Raw genomic sequence first — 15,846 nt, 5'->3', positions numbered from 1 at the left:
CACAGCCCCGGACGAGGTACGAACTCCCCGTCCGGATACGGCAGGATGAGCGGTCGCGCCGGTCGGAGAACCGTTCCGGCCGGCGCGACGGCAGTTCCGGCAATGCCCGCGATATCGAGCAGGTGGACAACGTGACGACTCTTCACATCCGGCCGTCGGCGGCGCCCTTCGCCTCCGTTTCTCTCCCCGGAGGCGACCGGTGAACCGCACGCCCACCCTGGACGACTTCATGCTCGCCGGAATAGCGCTGGCCTCGGGCCTGCTGGCGGCGTTCCTGCTGCGGATACTGCTGCGCTGGCTCGGCAAGCACGCCGACCGCACCCGCTGGAGCGGCGACGACGTGATGGTCGACGCGCTGCGCAGCGTCCTGCCGTGGTCGGCGGTCATCGGCAGCGCGGCGGTCGCCGGGGCGGTGCTGCCGCTGACGCACACGGTCCAGCACCAGGTCAACCAGACCCTGAAGGTGCTGATCATCCTGGCCGTGACGGTGTCGGCGGCCCGGGTGATAGCGGGACTGGTCCGGGCGGTCACCAACTCCCGCTCCGGGGTGGCCGGTTCGGCCACGATCTTCGTCAACATCACCCGGATACTGGTCCTGGCAATCGGCTTCCTGGTGATGCTGCAGACGCTGGGCATCTCGATAGCACCGATGCTGACCGCCCTGGGCGTCGGCGGTCTCGCCGTGGCGCTCGCTCTTCAGGACACCCTCGCCAACCTGTTCGCGGGCATCCACATCCTCGCCTCGAAGACCGTGCAGCCCGGCGACTACATCAGGCTGAGCAGCGGCGAGGAGGGGTACGTCGAGGACATCAACTGGCGTCAGACGACCGTACGGGCGCTCTCCAACAACCTCGTCGTGATACCGAACGGCCAGCTCGCCAAGACGAACATGACCAACTTCATGCGTCCCGAGCAGGAGTTGACGATCCTGGTCCAGGTGGGCGTCGGCTACGACAGCGACCTGGAGCATGTCGAGGAGGTGACCATGGAGGTCATCGCCGAGGTCATGACCGACATCACCGGCGCGCTCCCGGAGCACGAACCGGCCATCCGCTTCCACACGTTCGGCGACTCCCGGATCGGCTTCACGGTGATCCTGGGGGTCGGGGAGTTCAGCGACCAGTTCCGCATCAAGCACGAGTTCATCAAGCGCCTGCACAAGCGGTACCGCGCCGAGGGCATCCGCATCCCGGCACCGACCCGTACGGTGGCGCTCCAGCAGGGGCCGGTCCCGCAGGAAGCGCTCCAGCAGGGGGCGATCGCCATACCGCAACAGCGCGTCCCGGAGGACGAGCCGGGCGAAGTCCCCTCCACCCGGCTCGACTGACCTGACCGGTCAACTCCCTCAGAGCGTCGCGGAGTTGTCGTGGAAGTGCCCGCCGGTCCGGCTGTGCGGAACGGTGAGGGACGGGTTCACCGGCGTGACCGTCCAGTCCGGATGACCGGGCATGCGCGGCGTCGCCGTACCGTAGAGCCAGTCCCGCAGGAAGCCGGACAGGTCCTGGCGGGAGACCTTCGAGGCGACGGCGATGTAGTCCTCGGTCGTCGCCAAGGAGTCGCGGTACCGGGCGAGGAAGGCGCGTTCGACGGCGTGGAAGGTGTCCTCGCCGATGAACTCCCGCAGGGCGTACAGGACCAGGACGCCGCCCAGGTAGCGCTGGTCGTCGAAGAGGTTGACCGCGTTGGGGGCGGCGACCGGGCCCGAGTCGTGGCGCCACTGGTCGCCGCGCGCGTAGGTGTCCTTCATGCGGGCGTCCATCGTGGTGAGGCCGAGGGAGTCGGGCCAGCCGCGCTCGTAGCGGTAGAGCAGTCCGTAGAAGTCGGCGTGGCCCTCGTTCAGCCACAGGTCGGCCCAGGTGGCGGGGCTGACGCTGTTGCCGAACCAGGAGTGGACCAGCTCGTGCATCATGTGCGAGCCGATCTTGCTCTCCGCCTGGAGCAGGAAGTTCGGCTTGTACAAGGTGAGGGTCTGGGTCTCAAGTCCCGTGAAATCAAAGGCGTTCGGGGCGTCCGAGTTGCAGGGCAGCAGTCCGTACGTCTCGAACGGGTAGGCCCCCAGGCGCTGTTCGAGCCAGTCGACGAGGCCGGGGGTCAGCGCGAGCGCCGGTTCGAGGGCGGCGGCGCGCGCGGTCGGCACGACGTCCCGCAGCGCCAGTCCGTGCGGGCCGCGCCGTTCCTTGATCACGTAGTCGCCGACGGTGATCTGCACCAGCTCGGTCGCCATCGGCGAGCGCGAGCGGTAGCTGAACGCGGTCCGGTCGCCGTCCAGCCGCTCGGTGCACACCAGTTGGCCGTTCGCGACCCCGCGCAGCCCGTCCGGGACGGTGATCCGGAACGTGAAGTCGGCCTTGTCGCTGGGGTGGTCGTTGCAGGGGAAGACGGTGTGCGCCAGGTTCGGCTGGCCGCACACCGCGAAACCGTCGGGGGTGACGACCCAGCCGCCGGTGGGCGCGGCGGCGCGGCCCGGGTCGACGGAGTAATCCACGCACACGGTGACCCGGGACCTCTCCGGAAGCGTCCTGGCGGGCGTGATCCGCAGCTTCTCGCCGGCCTGCTCGACATCGGCTCTACGGCCCTGGACCCGGACCGTGCGGATGTCGAGGCCGAGGGCGTCCAGGGAGAATCGGGTCAGGGCTTCGGTCGTGCGGAGTTCTATCGTCGCCGTGCCGTCGACGAGCTTGGTCGTCGGGTCGTAGGCGAGGTCGAGGTCGTAGGACAGGACGCGGTAGCCGTCGTTGCCGAGGCCCGGGAACACCGGGTCACCAAGGGTCTCGGCGCCCTCGTCGCCGTACCCCCCGGTCGTCTCGTCCCCGTTCCCCCGTCCGGCCGCGAAGGCCGGGGAACCCACGGTCAGTGCCGTGGCCGTACCGATCAGGGCGGCCACCGGGGCCGTCAATCTGCTGCGATATCTCATGATCCGCTTTCGCTCGGGCGGCCGGGTGGTCAGCTCCGGCCGTCGGTCAGTCATGGCGATCCATCCCTTACTGACTGCCGGACCACGCCGTCGGTTGCCCTTGATCCACGCACGCGTGCTCGCGCGGTGCGGACGGACCGCTGTCGAGTGGGACCGGATGAGGAGATATCTTGATGTCGAGCAATGTTGCAGACGTGGAGCGGAGCACCGGTGACTGACTCGACCATCATCTATACGCACACTGACGAGGCCCCGGCCCTGGCGACGTATTCCTTCCTGCCGGTGGTCCAGGCGTACGCCTCGCAGGCGGGTGTCGCCGTGACCACGCGGGACATCTCGCTGGCCGGGCGCATCATCGCCGTGTTCCCGGAGTACCTCACCGAGGACCAGCGGATCCCGGACGCCCTGCACGAGCTGGGCGAACTGGCGAAGACGCCCGAGGCCAACATCATCAAGCTGCCGAACATCTCGGCGTCCATCCCGCAGCTCAAGGCCGCCGTGGCCGAGCTGCAGGAGCAGGGTTACGCGCTGCCGAACTACCCGGACGACCCGAAGAGCGACGAGGAGCGGGACATCCAGTCCCGTTACGACAGGATCAAGGGCTCGGCGGTCAACCCGGTCCTGCGTGAGGGCAACTCCGACCGGCGTGCCCCCGCCTCGGTCAAGAAGTACGCGAAGACCCACCCGCACCGCATGGGCGCCTGGTCGGCGGACTCGAAGACCAATGTCGCGACGATGGGCGAGAACGACTTCCGCTCCACCGAGAAGTCCGTGACGATCGCCGAGGCCGGCTCGCTCAGGATCGAGCTGGTCGCAGAGGACGGCACCACCACCGTGCTGCGCGAGTCCGTACCCGTCCTCAAGGACGAGGTCGTCGACGCCTCCGTGCTGCACGTCGCCGAGCTGCGCTCCTTCCTCACCGCGCAGATCGCCCGCGCCAAGGCCGAGGACATCCTGTTCTCCGTGCACCTCAAGGCCACGATGATGAAGGTCTCCGACCCGATCATCTTCGGCCACGTGGTTCGCGCGTTCTTCCCGAAGACCTTCGAGCAGTACGGCGCCACGCTCGCCGCGGCCGGTCTCTCCCCGAACGACGGTCTCGGCGGCATCCTCAAGGGCCTGGCCGCGCTGCCCGAGGGCGACGCGATCAAGGCGTCCTTCGACGCGGAGATCGCCGAGGGCCCCGCGCTCGCGATGGTCGACTCCGACAAGGGCATCACCAACCTGCACGTGCCGTCCGACGTCATCGTCGACGCCTCGATGCCGGCCATGATCCGCACCTCCGGCCACATGTGGGGCCCGGACGGTGCCGAGGCCGACACCCTCGCGGTGCTCCCGGACTCCTCCTACTCCGGCGTCTACCAGGCCGTCCTCGACGACTGCCGCGCCCACGGCGCCTACGACCCGTCCACCATGGGCTCGGTGCCGAACGTCGGCCTCATGGCGCAGAAGGCCGAGGAGTACGGCTCCCACGACAAGACCTTCGAGGTCCCGGCGGCCGGTACGGTCCGCCTCGTCGACCAGGCCGGCAACATCGTCCTGGAGCAGGCGGTCGCCAAGGGCGACATCTTCCGCGCCTGCCAGACCAAGGACGCCCCGATCAAGGACTGGGTGAAGCTCGCCGTCACCCGCGCCCGCGCCACCGGCAACCCGGCGGTGTTCTGGCTCGACGAGACCCGCGCCCACGACGCGCAGCTGATCGCCAAGATCAACGCGTACCTGCCGGAGCACGACACCGAGGGCCTGGACATCCGGATCCTCGCCCCGGTCGAGGCGACCCAGCTGTCGGTGGAGCGCATCCGCCGCGGCGAGGACACCATCTCGGTGACCGGCAACGTGCTGCGTGACTACCTGACCGACCTCTTCCCCATCCTGGAGCTGGGCACCAGCGCCAAGATGCTGTCGGTCGTCCCGCTGATGGCGGGCGGCGGCCTCTTCGAGACGGGCGCCGGCGGCTCCGCGCCGAAGCACGTGCAGCAGCTCGTCAAGGAGAACTACCTGCGCTGGGACTCGCTCGGTGAGTTCTTCGCGCTGGTCCCCTCCCTGGAGCAGTACGCGACGTTCACCGGCAACGCCCGCGCGCAGGTCCTCGCCGACACCCTCGACCGCGCCACGGCGACCTTCCTCAACGAGGACAAGTCCCCGACCCGTCGCGTCGGCGGCATCGACAACCGCGGCAGCCACTTCTTCCTGTCCCTGTACTGGGCGCAGGAGCTGGCCGCGCAGACCGAGGACGCGGACCTCGCGAAGGCGTTCGCATCGCTGGCCGAGACCCTCGCGGGCGCCCAGCAGCAGATCGTCGAGGAGCTCGGCGCGGTGCAGGGCAGCCCGGCCGACATCGGCGGCTACTACCAGCCCGACCCGGCCAAGGCCGCGAAGATCATGCGCCCGTCGACGACGTGGAACGACGCGCTGGCTTCCCTGAGCTGACGCACGCTCTCCGAGTCACTCCGCCCCGGCTGGGATCTCCGGCCGGGGCGGCTGCGTTCGCCCGCGGAGCCGGCCGCTCACCAGTCCCGTACGGCGATCAGCTTCTCCACGTCCGCGTCCGCGAAGCCGTACGCGTCGGCCACGAATCCGAAGTCCTCGGCTATCTCCTCGCGGGCCACGGTCTCGATGTCGCTGCCGGCCGCCTCGAAGTCGGCCTGCAGGGCGTTGAACTCCTCGGTGGCGGCCTCGGTGAGGGCGTACAGCGCGGGCAGGTCGGCGGGGTGTTCGGTCTCGATGCGCTCGCACAGGCGCAGGAGGACCGCCTTGCCGAGGTCCACCACGTGGTCGGGGTAGTAGTCGTCCCGGTAGAGCGCCCGCAGGAAGGCGTGCTCGGTGATCTGCTGGTTGCTGACGGGCATGGTGGTGCTCCCCCGGTCCGTGATCGTCGTTGCGGATACCTTGATCCTGCACCACGCCACTGACAACGCCCCCGGGAGCCGCCCGTGTCCCCCACCGCGCCGACCTCCGAGCCGTCCTTCGAGCTGCTGCCCGGCGCCGCCGGCTCGCCCGTGATCCTTCATGTGCCGCACTCCGCGCGGGAGATACCGGCCGACGTCCGCGCGGACATCCTGCTGGACGACCCCGCGTTGGAACGCGAACTCGACCACATCACCGACAGCCACACCGCGCGGATCGCCGCGGAGGCGGCACGCGCGTGTGCCGTCACCCCGTGGCAGTTCGTGAACCGGCTGTCGCGCCTGGTCGTCGATCCGGAGCGCTTCCCCGACGAGCGCGAGGAGATGCTCGCCGTCGGCATGGGGGCCGTCTACACCCGCACCACGCACCACGCCGACCTACGGCCCGCCGACCACGACCCCGAGCCGCTCATCGACCGCTACTTCCGCCCGTACGCCCGCGCGATGACGGAAGCCGTCGCCGACCGCCTCGCCGCCACCGGCCGGGCCGTCGTCATCGACGTGCACTCCTATCCCACCGACCCGCTCCCCTACGAACTCCACGGCACCGACCCACGACCCGCCGTCTGCCTGGGCACGGACACCCTCCACACCCCGCCCGCACTGCTGTCGGCGGCACGCGAGGCGTTCGCCGAGTGCGGGGAGATCGGGCTCGACAGCCCGTTCATCGGTACGTACGTGCCGCTGGAGTTCTACGGCAAGGAGCCGGCGGTCAGCGCCCTGATGGTGGAGATCCGCCGGGACACGTACATGACGGAGCCCGGTGGTCCGGCCGACGGCCCGGGGGTCGCCCGGCTCGCCTCCGCGCTGACGACGCTGGTGAACGCCGTATCCGGATAGCGTCCGGCCCTCCGGCTGGAGCACTCCCGCAGGACAGGCGGTCGGGGGCGTACGAGGGTGGACGCATGACCGAGGAGACCACCACGCTGACCGGCCAGGCACCGCCCCCCGTCCGGGACTGGCCCCCGCTCGACCTGACCGGGACGGAGTTCGACCCGGTCCTCGCGGAGCTGATGCGCGAGGGCCCGCTGACCCGGATCCGGCTGCCGCACGGCGAGGGCTGGGCGTGGCTGGCCACCCGCCACGACGACGTGAAGATGATCACCAACGATCCGCGGTTCGGCCGCGCGGAGGTCGCCACACGTCAAGTGACGCGCATGGCCCCGCACTTCAAGCCCCGCCCGGGTTCCCTCGCCTTCGCCGACCAGCCGGACCACAACCGGCTGCGCAAGGCGGTCGCGGGCGCGTTCACGGTCGGCGCGATGAAGCGGCTGCGGCCCCGCGCGCAGTCACTGCTCGACGCGCTGGTCGACGGGGTCGTAGCCGACGGGCCGCCCGCCGACCTGATCGAGCGGGTCCTCGAACCCTTCCCGATCGCCGTGGTCAGCGAGGTCATGGGCGTGCCCGACGAGGACCGGGAGCGGGTGCACGCCTGGACGCGGCAGATCATCTCCACGTCCGGCGGCGCCGAGGCCGCCGACCGCGCCAAGCAGGGCATGTACGCGTGGATCACGGACACGATCCGTGCCCGCGCCGAGAGCGACGGCACGGACGTGTACTCGCTGCTCGGCGGCGCCGTGGCCCGGGGCGAGATCAGCGAGGAGGAGGCGTCCGGTGTGGCGGGCCCGCTGCAGATCGGCGGGGAGGCGGTCACCCACAACTGCGGCCAGATGCTGTACCTGATGCTCACCCGCCCCGAACTGCTGGAACGCCTGCGCGCCCAACCCGAGTGCAGGGAGGCCGCGTTGGACGAACTCCTCCGGTACATCCCGCACCGCTCCTCGGTCGGTCTGGCCCGGATCGCCCTGGAGGACGTCGAGTTGCACGGCCTGCGCATCAGCGCGGGCGACCCGGTCTACGTCTCCTACCTCGCCGCGAACCACGACCCGGCCGTCTTCCCGGACCCGGGCCGCATCGACGTGGACCGCGATCCCAACCCGCACCTGGCGTTCGGCAACGGCTCGCACTACTGCACCGGCGCCGTGCTGGCCCGTCTCCAGACCGAACTCCTCGTCGACACCCTGCTGGACCGGCTCCCCGGTCTCCGACTCGCTGTCCCCGCCGAGGAGATCGTCTGGCGCCGGAAGACGATGATCCGGGGGCCGCAGACGTTGCCGGTCACCTGGTAGACCGCAGCACGTGCGGCGGCCGTGCGCGAGGACGGGTGCCTGAGCCTCAACACCCGCCCCGCGCGCCGGCGTTCACGCCCGCAGCCACTCCGTGACGACGACCTCCCCGCCGGCCCGCAGCCGTAGCGCGAAGGGGCCGGTCGGGGGTGCGTCGCTGCTGAAGCGGCCCATGGCGTCGGCCGTGAGGGTGGTGGGGCGCAGGGCCTGGGGGCCGTTCAGGACCTCGATGCCGGCCGGCTGGGGTGGCATCACCTGGCCCATCAGGCCCTCGCTCGTCACCTCCACGTCGATGCTGAGGTCGCCCGCGGTGAAGGTCAGCATGCGGGGCGCGACCGTGGCCCCTCTGACCGGGATCGCGTCGACCAGGGAGTCGAAGGTCAGCTCCGCGAGTCGGGCGTCCATGTCGTACAACGCGTAGGCGTCCATGGCGAGTTGAAGCAGCTCGGCGGGGACCGGGTCCAGGATGGCGGCGGCCTGCCGCAGCTCCTCCTCCAAGAGGCTGTCGTCGAACTCCCCGCCGTCGGCGCCCTGTTCGACGTCCAGGTCGTCGAACTCCTCGTCGTCGAAGGGTTCCTGGCCGAAGGCGCCGAACGCATCGAGACCGTCGTCGTGCATGCCGTTCACACCGCCCCCCGGGCGTCGAGTCGGGCCCGCAGCCGGCGCAGGCAGCGCTGGCGCATCGGGCCGATGCTGCCGACGGCGATCCCCAGACCGGCGGACACCTCCTGATAACTGGGCGGCGGCGAGGCCATCAGCACCCGCAGCAACTGCCTGCAGCGCTCGCCCAGTTCCTCGAACTCCTGCCACAGCCGCCGGATGCGCTCGGCGTCGGAGGCCGCCTCCTCCGAGTCGATCAGCGACTGCTCGGGCGTGCGCTCCTCGCTGATGCGGTCGAGGAGTTGGGGATCGTCCGTCGGCATGAGCCGCCGTAGCGACTTGATCACCTTCAGGCACTCGTTGCGCGCGGTGCTCGCGAGCCAGGAGCCGGCCTTCTCGGGTTCGCGGATGCGCCGCAGGTGCTGGGCGAAGCGGAACCACACGGTCTGGTAGACCTCGTGGCCGTCGGCGTCGGAGAGCCGGTGGGCGCGCACCACTGACCAGACCAGTGGGCTCAACCCCTCCACGAGCGCCTTCCAGGCCGCCGCGTCGCCGTCGACGGCCGATTGGACGAGCGCGCCGACTTCTGCACGTTCCACGGTGCCACCCCTCGTGTACGGCATGTCATCGTACGCCGTGGAGGGGATGGTTCCGGCCCTCATGCCGGAGGGGAGAGCGGTACGACGGGGACCGGGCGCCAGGTGGGCGGGCGCAGCGCCGGTACGTGCGCTCCGCGCACTTCGGCGTACTCGGTGTTCCCCGTGAGGAGTTGGGTACGGGCGGCGCGTGCGTCGGTCTCCTTGTTGGCCGTCATGAAGGCGGCGACCATGCCGGCGGCGACGGGCGCGGCGAACGAGGTCCCGCTCCAGCGCGCGAGCCCGTCGAACGTCGCCTGGTCCGGGCTGCCCGGCTCGGCGTCCCCGGCCTGGCTCAACACACCCTTGTGGGTGGGCGATTGGCAGGTGCAGGAGTAGGTGAAGCCGAAGCGGCAGGCGTCGTAGGTGGTGTGCTGGTAGGCGTACGGCGTGGGTGCGCCGAAGCCGGTGAGGGGGCCGATGAGCCGCTCGCCGGGGGCGTAGGCCTTGACCCAGGCGCCGTGGTTGCTGAAGCAGGCGCCGAACTCGCCGTCGCTGCGCAGCGCGCCGACCGAGAGGACGACGTCCTGGTAGTCGGGCAGGTCGGCGTAGGCGGCGGGCCAGAACGGGGTGGCGCTGGCGTTGTTGCCGGCGGCCGCGACGAGGAGGGTGCGCTGGCCGCGCAGGGCCTGCATGAAGCCCTCGACGCCGAGGAGTCCGTCGGTGCGCCCGTTCGAGGTGCCGGCGGAGAGGCTGATGACGTCGGGCCAGCCGTTCTGGTCGACGGCGGCGAACAGGGCCTCGCCGAAGTCGGATTCGAGGATGGCGCCCGCGTCGTTGAGGGTGTTGCGGACCGTGACCTCGGTGTTGGGCGAGACGGCCGCGACGAGCCCGGCGATGAACGTGCCGTGCCCTACGTACTGTTGGAGCACTCCGGCGTCGTCGGTCTCCCTGATCTGCGCGTCGCCCTGGACGTGGGCGAGCAGCGGGTACGACCGGTAGTCGTGCATGAGGCCGGTGTCGATGACGAGGACGCCCACGGCGGTGTCGGCGTCGTAACCGGCTTCCGCAGGCGCCGGGTTGGAGCCTTCGGCGATCGGGGCGGGCACGGGTTCGTCGCCGGGGCAGGCGTTCACCGCGATCGACACCACGTGGTTGCGGCTGACGAGTCGGCGTCCCGCGCGGCCCTCCGGCTCGCGCAGTGCGCGCAACGCGTTCGCGACGGCGTGGTCGCCGCGCTGGTCGCCCACGCCCGGGTCGCCGACCTGGATGCGGGTGATGCCGGACCGGTTGGTCTCGGGGCCCGCCCGGCGCACGGAGTCCTCGGTGAGGCCGGTGGCCGCGGTGAAGTGCGCGCGTACGGCGTCCTCGACGACGCGGGCCTCCTCACCGTCGCGGGCGAGCACGACGCCCTTCTCGTAGAAGAACTCGGCGGAGTCGTCCGGCCCCATCGCCAGGGGGACGTCGGGCATCGAGCGCTGGATCTGGTCGAACTGCTCGTGGAATCGCTGTGGTGCCATGGCGTGTTCCTCCCACTGCGGCGGCGGTCGTCAATCAGAGCCGCCAGCCCGCTCCTTGATACAGCTCCAAACCTGTGTGGTCTGCACCTGGGACCACTAGCATGGGAGAAGTGACAGCGGGAAGCGACTCGGTTCTCGAACTGCTGCCGATGGTGTTCGCGGCTCCGAACGAGGCGCTGGCCGGTGCGCGGGAGGTTCTCGACGGCGATCCGACGCCGTTCCGGGCCTCCGTGGCGCACCACGCGATCGGCATGTGGCAGCGGGACTTCGGCGATCTACGGCTCGCCCTGCACCATCTGCGGCGTGCCCGCGACCTGGCGGCCCGCGCGGATTCGGCGGACCGCGAGGCGGACGTACTCGGCACGCTCGGCGTGGCGTTGGTGCACGCGGGCCGTACCCGGCAGGGCCTGGAGGCCTTCGAGCGGGGCATCGCCCGCGGCACGGGCCAGACCCGGGCGCGGGTGCTGTACCGGCGGGCGTACGTCTGGTGGGTGCTGGGCCGGCACCGCGAGGCGCTGGAGGACGTACGGCGGGCAATCGCCGTGCTGCGGCAGGCGGATGACGTGATCTGGATCGCGCGGGCGATCACCCTGCGCGCGACCGTGCATCTCGCGCTGGGCGCGGTGGACCGGGCCGACGCCGACTTCACGGCGGCCGAGCGGCTGTGGGAGACCACCGGCCAGGAACACGACAAGGCGGACGTGGTGGAGAGCCGGGGTCTTGCGGCTTTCCGGTCGGGTGACATCCCGGTGGCGCTCCAACTCCTGGACTCCGCAGAGGAGATGTACGCCAAGCTCGCCACCCCGAGCTTCATGCTCACCGTCCGCCGCTGCGAGGTGCTGATGAGCGCGGGTCTGGCCGGGGAGGCGCTGGCGCACGCGGACACGGCGGTCGGGCTGCTCGACGGCATCGGCGGACAGTCCACCCGCAAGGCGGAGTTGCTGCTCGTGGCGGCCCGGGCCGCGCGGCTGGCCGAGGATCCGCAGACGGCGATCGCGCGGGCGGCCGTGGCGGTACGGCTGTTCGCCGCGCAGCGGCGCACCTGGTGGGAGACGCACGCCCAACTGGTCCTGATCGAGGCCAGGTTGGCGGCCGGGCGCGCGTCGGGTCGCCTGGTGGCGGACGCCGCCGCGGTGGCCGACCGGCTGGCCGCGTTCGGCTCACCGTCCGCGCCGGAAGCCTCATTGTTGGCGGGCCGCATCGCACTCGCCCTCGGCTGGACGGCGGACGCGGAACGGCACTTGGCGGTCGCCGCGCGCAGCAGACGCGGCGGCCCGCCGCTGGCCCGGATGACCGGCTGGGCGGCACAGGCACTGCGCGCGCAGGCCGCGGGCTCCGGACGAGGTGTGCTGGAAGCGTGCCGGCGTGGGCTCGACGTCTTGGACGATCACCGTACGACCCTGGGCGCCTCGGAGTTGAGGGCGCGGGCGACCGCGCAGGGCGCCGAACTGGCGGCACTGGCCCAGCGGGCGAGCCTCGCTTCGGGCGGCCCGCGACGCCTCCTGGTCTGGAGCGAACGCTGGCGGGCCACCGCCCTCTCCACCCCACCCACCAGGCCCCCCGCCGACCCGACCCTGCTCAGCCACTTGACGGCGTTCCGCGAGATCGCCGCCCGCGCGGAGGAGGCCCGCATGGAGGGTCACCCGGTACCAACTCTGGAACGCGAACAGCGGCGCCTGGAACGGGAGATCCGCTCCCGCACCCTCCACATGCGCGGTGACGCCCCCGGCGAGAACGACCGCTTCGACCCGACTAGCCTGCTGGCACGCCTCGGTGAGGGACGCCTGGTCGAACTGGCCGTGGTGGACGGCCGGGTGCACGCCCTGCTCTGCGGTGACGGCCGGGTACGCCGCTTCGAGGCGGGCCTCCTCGCGGAGGCGATGGCCGAGGCGGAACACGTACAGGCGGGTCTACGGCGCCTGGCGCACCCCGGAGCGGAGGCGAGGCTCCCGGTGGTGGAGGCGGCGGGCCGACGCCTTGAGGAACTCCTCCTCGGCGAGGCGGCCCAACACCTCGGCTCTGGCCCGGTGGTGGTGGTCCCGCCGGGCCGACTCCACCGCGTGCCTTGGGCGTTGCTGCCCTCGCTGCGTGATCGCGTGCTCAGTGTGTCGCCGTCGGCGGGCAGTTGGCTGCGCGCCCTCGACACCGAACCGCCGCCCGGCGACCGGCACATCCTGGTGCGCGGCCCGGGCCTCGCGACCGGCGGCGCCGAGGTCCCGGACCTCGCCGACCGCTATGTCAGGCCCACGGTCCTGGAACACGACGACGCCGAAGTCCCCCGCGTACTGGCCGAGTTGGACGGTGCGACCCTGGCCCACATCGCGGCCCACGGCACCTTCCGCGCGGACAGCCCCTTGTTCTCGTCCCTACGCATGGCCGACGGCCCGCTCATCGTCCACGACTTCGAACGCCTCGCCCGCAGCCCGTACCGCATCATCCTCTCCAGCTGCGACACGGCCCGCCTCGCCTCGGTCGGCGCGGACGAACTCCTAGGCCTGGTCACGGCGTTGCTCCCCCTCGGCACGGCAGGCGTCATCGCGAGCAGCGCCCCCGTCAACGACGCGGCGGTCGTCCCACTGATGCTCGCCCTCCACAAGGGCCTACGCGCCGGCCTGTCCTTGGCAGAGGCGCTGCGCGATGCGCGGGCGTCGCTGCCGGGTGATGCGGTGCATCAGGCGACGGGGTGGGCGTTCTCGGCGTTCGGGGCGGCTTGAGGGGGCGGGGGGAAGAGAGATGGTTGGGTGGTCGGCGGAGGCCGGGTAGCGGGGCGGTTGGCGGAGCTCGGGGGCTGGGCGGTCGGCCGAGGCCGGGCGGTTGGCGGAGCCAGGGGCTGAGCGATAGGCGGAACCTGGGTGGCCTGGCAGTCGACGAAGCCCGGGGCTGGGCGGTTGTCAGACTCCCGGTGGCTGAGCGATCAGCGGCGTGGCTCGGCCTCGGCGGTGGGGCCCGGATGCGACGCGAGCTGTCCGGCGGAGCCTGCCCGGCCCCGCTAGGACCACCCCGCGTCTCGCACACGTACCGATGCCGCCCCGAGTGCCTGTCGGTTCGGCCTGGCCAGCCCCCTCGACCGGTCAGGCCGAACCGACAGATCCTCGCCCGGGCCGCCCCGCCTTGCCCGGTCGGCGGTGAAGCGCAGCGAGCAACCGCCACGACAGGCAGGGCAGTTACGTGTCGACCGGCCGGGTCGGGCCCGAGCCGTGATGGTCACCGGTCAGGCCCAGCGGCGCTGTCCTCTTACGCCGACTGCGCCGCAGGCAGTTCGACCAGCCACGGGAGTGCGCCGCGGTCGCTCGCTCCGAGGCGGGCGTAGGCGCTGTAGAGGTGGTTGCCGACGGTGCGGATGGAGAGGGTGAGGCGGTCGGCGATCTGGCGGTTGCTGAGGCCCGCGGCGGCGAGGGTGACGATCTGCCGTTGGCGGGCGGTGAGTTCGCCCAGGACCAGACCGGACAGGGCCGGGGTGCGGGCTCCCTGGCAGCGGCGGGCCAGGGCGACCGCTCGGGTGCGGGACATGCGGGCCGCGCGGGGGTCGCGGTGGGCGCGGACCGCTTGGGCGTGTGCCTCGGCCGCGAAGAGCAGGAAGCCGCGTTGCTCCAGCTCTCCGGCCACCTTGTCCAGCGCGGGGCCGTCGCCGTCGACCAACGCCTCCGCGTGCCGCGCGAGGACGGCCGGGCCGTCGCCGGGCAGTTTGGCAAGGCGGACGGCGACGCGTTCGGGAGCGCCGAGGCGTACGGCGTCGTAGAGGACGTACGCGGCGGGCCTGCCGTCCTCGGAGGTGAGGCTGCGGGGCTCCTCGCCCTCTCGCCACCTGTCGTCGGCGATCTCGCGGGCCGCCTCCACGTCGCCGCGTGCCGCCGCCAGCCAGCTGCCCGCATCGTCGGACTCGGGGCGGTGGGCGAGGGCCTCGTCGGTGGCCGGGACGTCGCCCGACTGGGCGGCGGCCAGGGCGAGTTCGGCCGCGCACGCGCGGCTGCCCGAGGTTTCGCGCAACCCTTCCCGCGCCCAGGCCGCCGCCTCGCGCAGCTCGCCCCGGAGTCGCGCGAACCGTGCGCGGACGGCGGCGTACCCGGCCGGTACCGGTGAGCCCTCCGCCACCAGCCACTCCCCCACGGGCGTCGGCAGCGGGCGTACGTCAGTGCGGTCGATGCGGTCGGTCAGGGCGGAGCGTTCGGCCGCGAGGGCCGGGACGCACTGGTCCGGGGTGCGGGCCAGTCGGCGGGCCCGGAGCCGGCCGGCCGCGGCGCGCAGCGCGGGGCCGTGCAGGGGGTGGGCGAGGCGGACGGCACCTTGGTCGTCGACGCTGATCAGGGCCTCGGTCTCCAGGCGTTCGAGGACGTCGAGGTCGAAGTCGTCCAGCGAGGACGCCAACGGCTCGGCGAACGCGAGGCGTTCGAGGCTCTCGCGCTCTTCGGGGCCGGTGCGGGCGAGGACCTGCGCGGTACGTTCGCGGACCGTCGCGGTGACCGGCACCGGGCCGCGCCACGTCCACTCGCCGGAGTCGGTCGCCCGGGTCAGCAGCCCGCGTTCGCGCACCGCGCCGAACAGGTCGCGCAGCAGCCGCAGATCACCTCGGGTGAGGCCGAACAGGCGGTTCACGGTGAGGGGTTCCAGCGGGCCACCCGCACCCAGGGCCAGCAACTGGGCCGTCTCCTCGCGGGGCAGTGGCTCCAGCGCGAGGCGCGGCAGCAGCTCGCCCGTCCACAGGCGGGACACCGCACCGGGCACCGGGTGGCCGTCGGCCACCACGACCACCAGCCGGGTCCGGCCGTGGACGGCGAGCTGGTGGACGAGCGCGGCCGAGGAGTCGTCGAGCAGATGGGCGTCGTCCACCAGCAACAGTCGGACGCCGGACAGGAGTTGGACCGCGCGGTGCAGGGAGACGCTCTCGGGGAGCAGGTGCGCGAACGCCGCGAAGGGGAGCAGGCGGGTCTCGGGCGTCCCGGTGACCTTGGCGCAGTCGCTGCCCCGGACGGCCTCGGTCACCAACCGGGTCTTGCCGCGGCCGGCCGGACCGGTCACCACGATGCCGTGCCGCCCGGCCGTCAAGGAACCGCGGATCAGATCAAGTTCGTCCTCCCGGCCGGTGAACGGCCAGGGCAGTTCCAGGGTCTTCGCGTCCTGTTCGAAAGTCATCACACAGATATGAGCCCGGCTACTCACCCCTGATACAGGGTGACTTGAGTAGCCCTCGACTCAGGCGCCCGGGAA

At 71.8% G+C, this 15,846-nt stretch carries 11 protein-coding genes; 5 read left to right on the top strand and 6 right to left on the bottom strand.

From position 1 onward, the window contains the following. Positions 1–199: 199 nt before the first annotated feature. The gene (locus OG496_RS47575) at positions 200–1,327 is read left to right on the top strand and encodes a mechanosensitive ion channel family protein (RefSeq protein WP_405975326.1); all 1,128 of its coding nucleotides are present in this window, start codon (positions 200–202) and stop codon (positions 1,325–1,327) included. 18 nt (positions 1,328–1,345) lie between these two features. Here the strand turns inward: OG496_RS47575 and OG496_RS47570 are convergent, their stop codons facing one another. Then, positions 1,346–2,914 (bottom strand): M1 family metallopeptidase, encoded by a 1,569-nt coding sequence (locus OG496_RS47570; RefSeq protein WP_405976845.1) that lies wholly within the window; start codon positions 2,912–2,914, stop codon positions 1,346–1,348. A 210-nt stretch (positions 2,915–3,124) separates the two neighbouring features. Here OG496_RS47570 and OG496_RS47565 point away from each other — a divergent pair, with 210 nt between their 5' ends. Then, on the top strand, positions 3,125–5,344 hold the full coding sequence (locus tag OG496_RS47565) for an NADP-dependent isocitrate dehydrogenase (RefSeq protein ID WP_405975325.1): 2,220 nt from the start codon (positions 3,125–3,127) through the stop codon (positions 5,342–5,344). Positions 5,345–5,421: 77 nt separating this feature from the next. Here OG496_RS47565 and OG496_RS47560 read toward each other — a convergent pair whose 3' ends face one another. After that, positions 5,422–5,763 carry a DUF5713 family protein gene (locus OG496_RS47560; protein ID WP_366491837.1) on the bottom strand — a complete coding sequence of 114 codons (342 nt, stop codon included), beginning with the start codon at positions 5,761–5,763 and terminating at the stop codon, positions 5,422–5,424. Between the two features lie 84 nt (positions 5,764–5,847). Here OG496_RS47560 and OG496_RS47555 point away from each other — a divergent pair, with 84 nt between their 5' ends. Both OG496_RS47555 and OG496_RS47550 read left to right on the top strand, forming a co-directional pair. Beyond that, positions 5,848–6,660 carry an N-formylglutamate amidohydrolase gene (locus tag OG496_RS47555; RefSeq protein WP_405975324.1) on the top strand — a complete coding sequence of 271 codons (813 nt, stop codon included), beginning with the start codon at positions 5,848–5,850 and terminating at the stop codon, positions 6,658–6,660. Positions 6,661–6,725: 65 nt separating this feature from the next. After that, on the top strand, positions 6,726–7,949 hold the full coding sequence (locus OG496_RS47550) for a cytochrome P450 (RefSeq protein ID WP_405975323.1): 1,224 nt from the start codon (positions 6,726–6,728) through the stop codon (positions 7,947–7,949). A gap of 72 nt (positions 7,950–8,021) precedes the next feature. Here the strand turns inward: OG496_RS47550 and OG496_RS47545 are convergent, their stop codons facing one another. Genes OG496_RS47545 through OG496_RS47535 form a run of 3 tightly spaced genes read right to left on the bottom strand, consistent with a single transcriptional unit; the run spans position 8,022 to position 10,641 of the window. Then, complete coding sequence (locus OG496_RS47545) at positions 8,022–8,564, bottom strand: hypothetical protein (protein ID WP_399390481.1); 543 nt, start codon at positions 8,562–8,564, stop codon at positions 8,022–8,024. A 5-nt stretch (positions 8,565–8,569) separates the two neighbouring features. Next, positions 8,570–9,208: a sigma-70 family RNA polymerase sigma factor gene (locus OG496_RS47540; RefSeq protein WP_327399616.1), complete on the bottom strand. Its 639-nt coding sequence runs from the start codon at positions 9,206–9,208 to the stop codon at positions 8,570–8,572. Further along, positions 9,205–10,641 carry a S8/S53 family peptidase gene (locus OG496_RS47535; protein WP_366491841.1) on the bottom strand — a complete coding sequence of 479 codons (1,437 nt, stop codon included), beginning with the start codon at positions 10,639–10,641 and terminating at the stop codon, positions 9,205–9,207. The genes OG496_RS47540 and OG496_RS47535 overlap by 4 nt, the downstream gene beginning before the upstream one ends. A gap of 110 nt (positions 10,642–10,751) precedes the next feature. Between OG496_RS47535 and OG496_RS47530 the strand changes: the two genes are divergently transcribed. Continuing rightward, positions 10,752–13,355 carry a CHAT domain-containing protein gene (locus OG496_RS47530; protein ID WP_405975322.1) on the top strand — a complete coding sequence of 868 codons (2,604 nt, stop codon included), beginning with the start codon at positions 10,752–10,754 and terminating at the stop codon, positions 13,353–13,355. Positions 13,356–13,875: 520 nt separating this feature from the next. On the opposite strand, the gene OG496_RS47525 is transcribed toward OG496_RS47530, so the two are convergent. Beyond that, positions 13,876–15,771 carry a LuxR C-terminal-related transcriptional regulator gene (locus tag OG496_RS47525; RefSeq protein ID WP_405975321.1) on the bottom strand — a complete coding sequence of 632 codons (1,896 nt, stop codon included), beginning with the start codon at positions 15,769–15,771 and terminating at the stop codon, positions 13,876–13,878. Positions 15,772–15,846 lie beyond the last annotated feature (75 nt).

Source organism: Streptomyces sp. NBC_00988, assembly GCF_045162645.1.
In the GTDB taxonomy this organism is placed as follows: Bacteria; Actinomycetota; Actinomycetes; order Streptomycetales; family Streptomycetaceae; genus Streptomyces.
The sequence above is the reverse complement of the archived record's forward strand: the minus strand, read 5'-3'. Positions and strand labels throughout refer to the sequence as shown.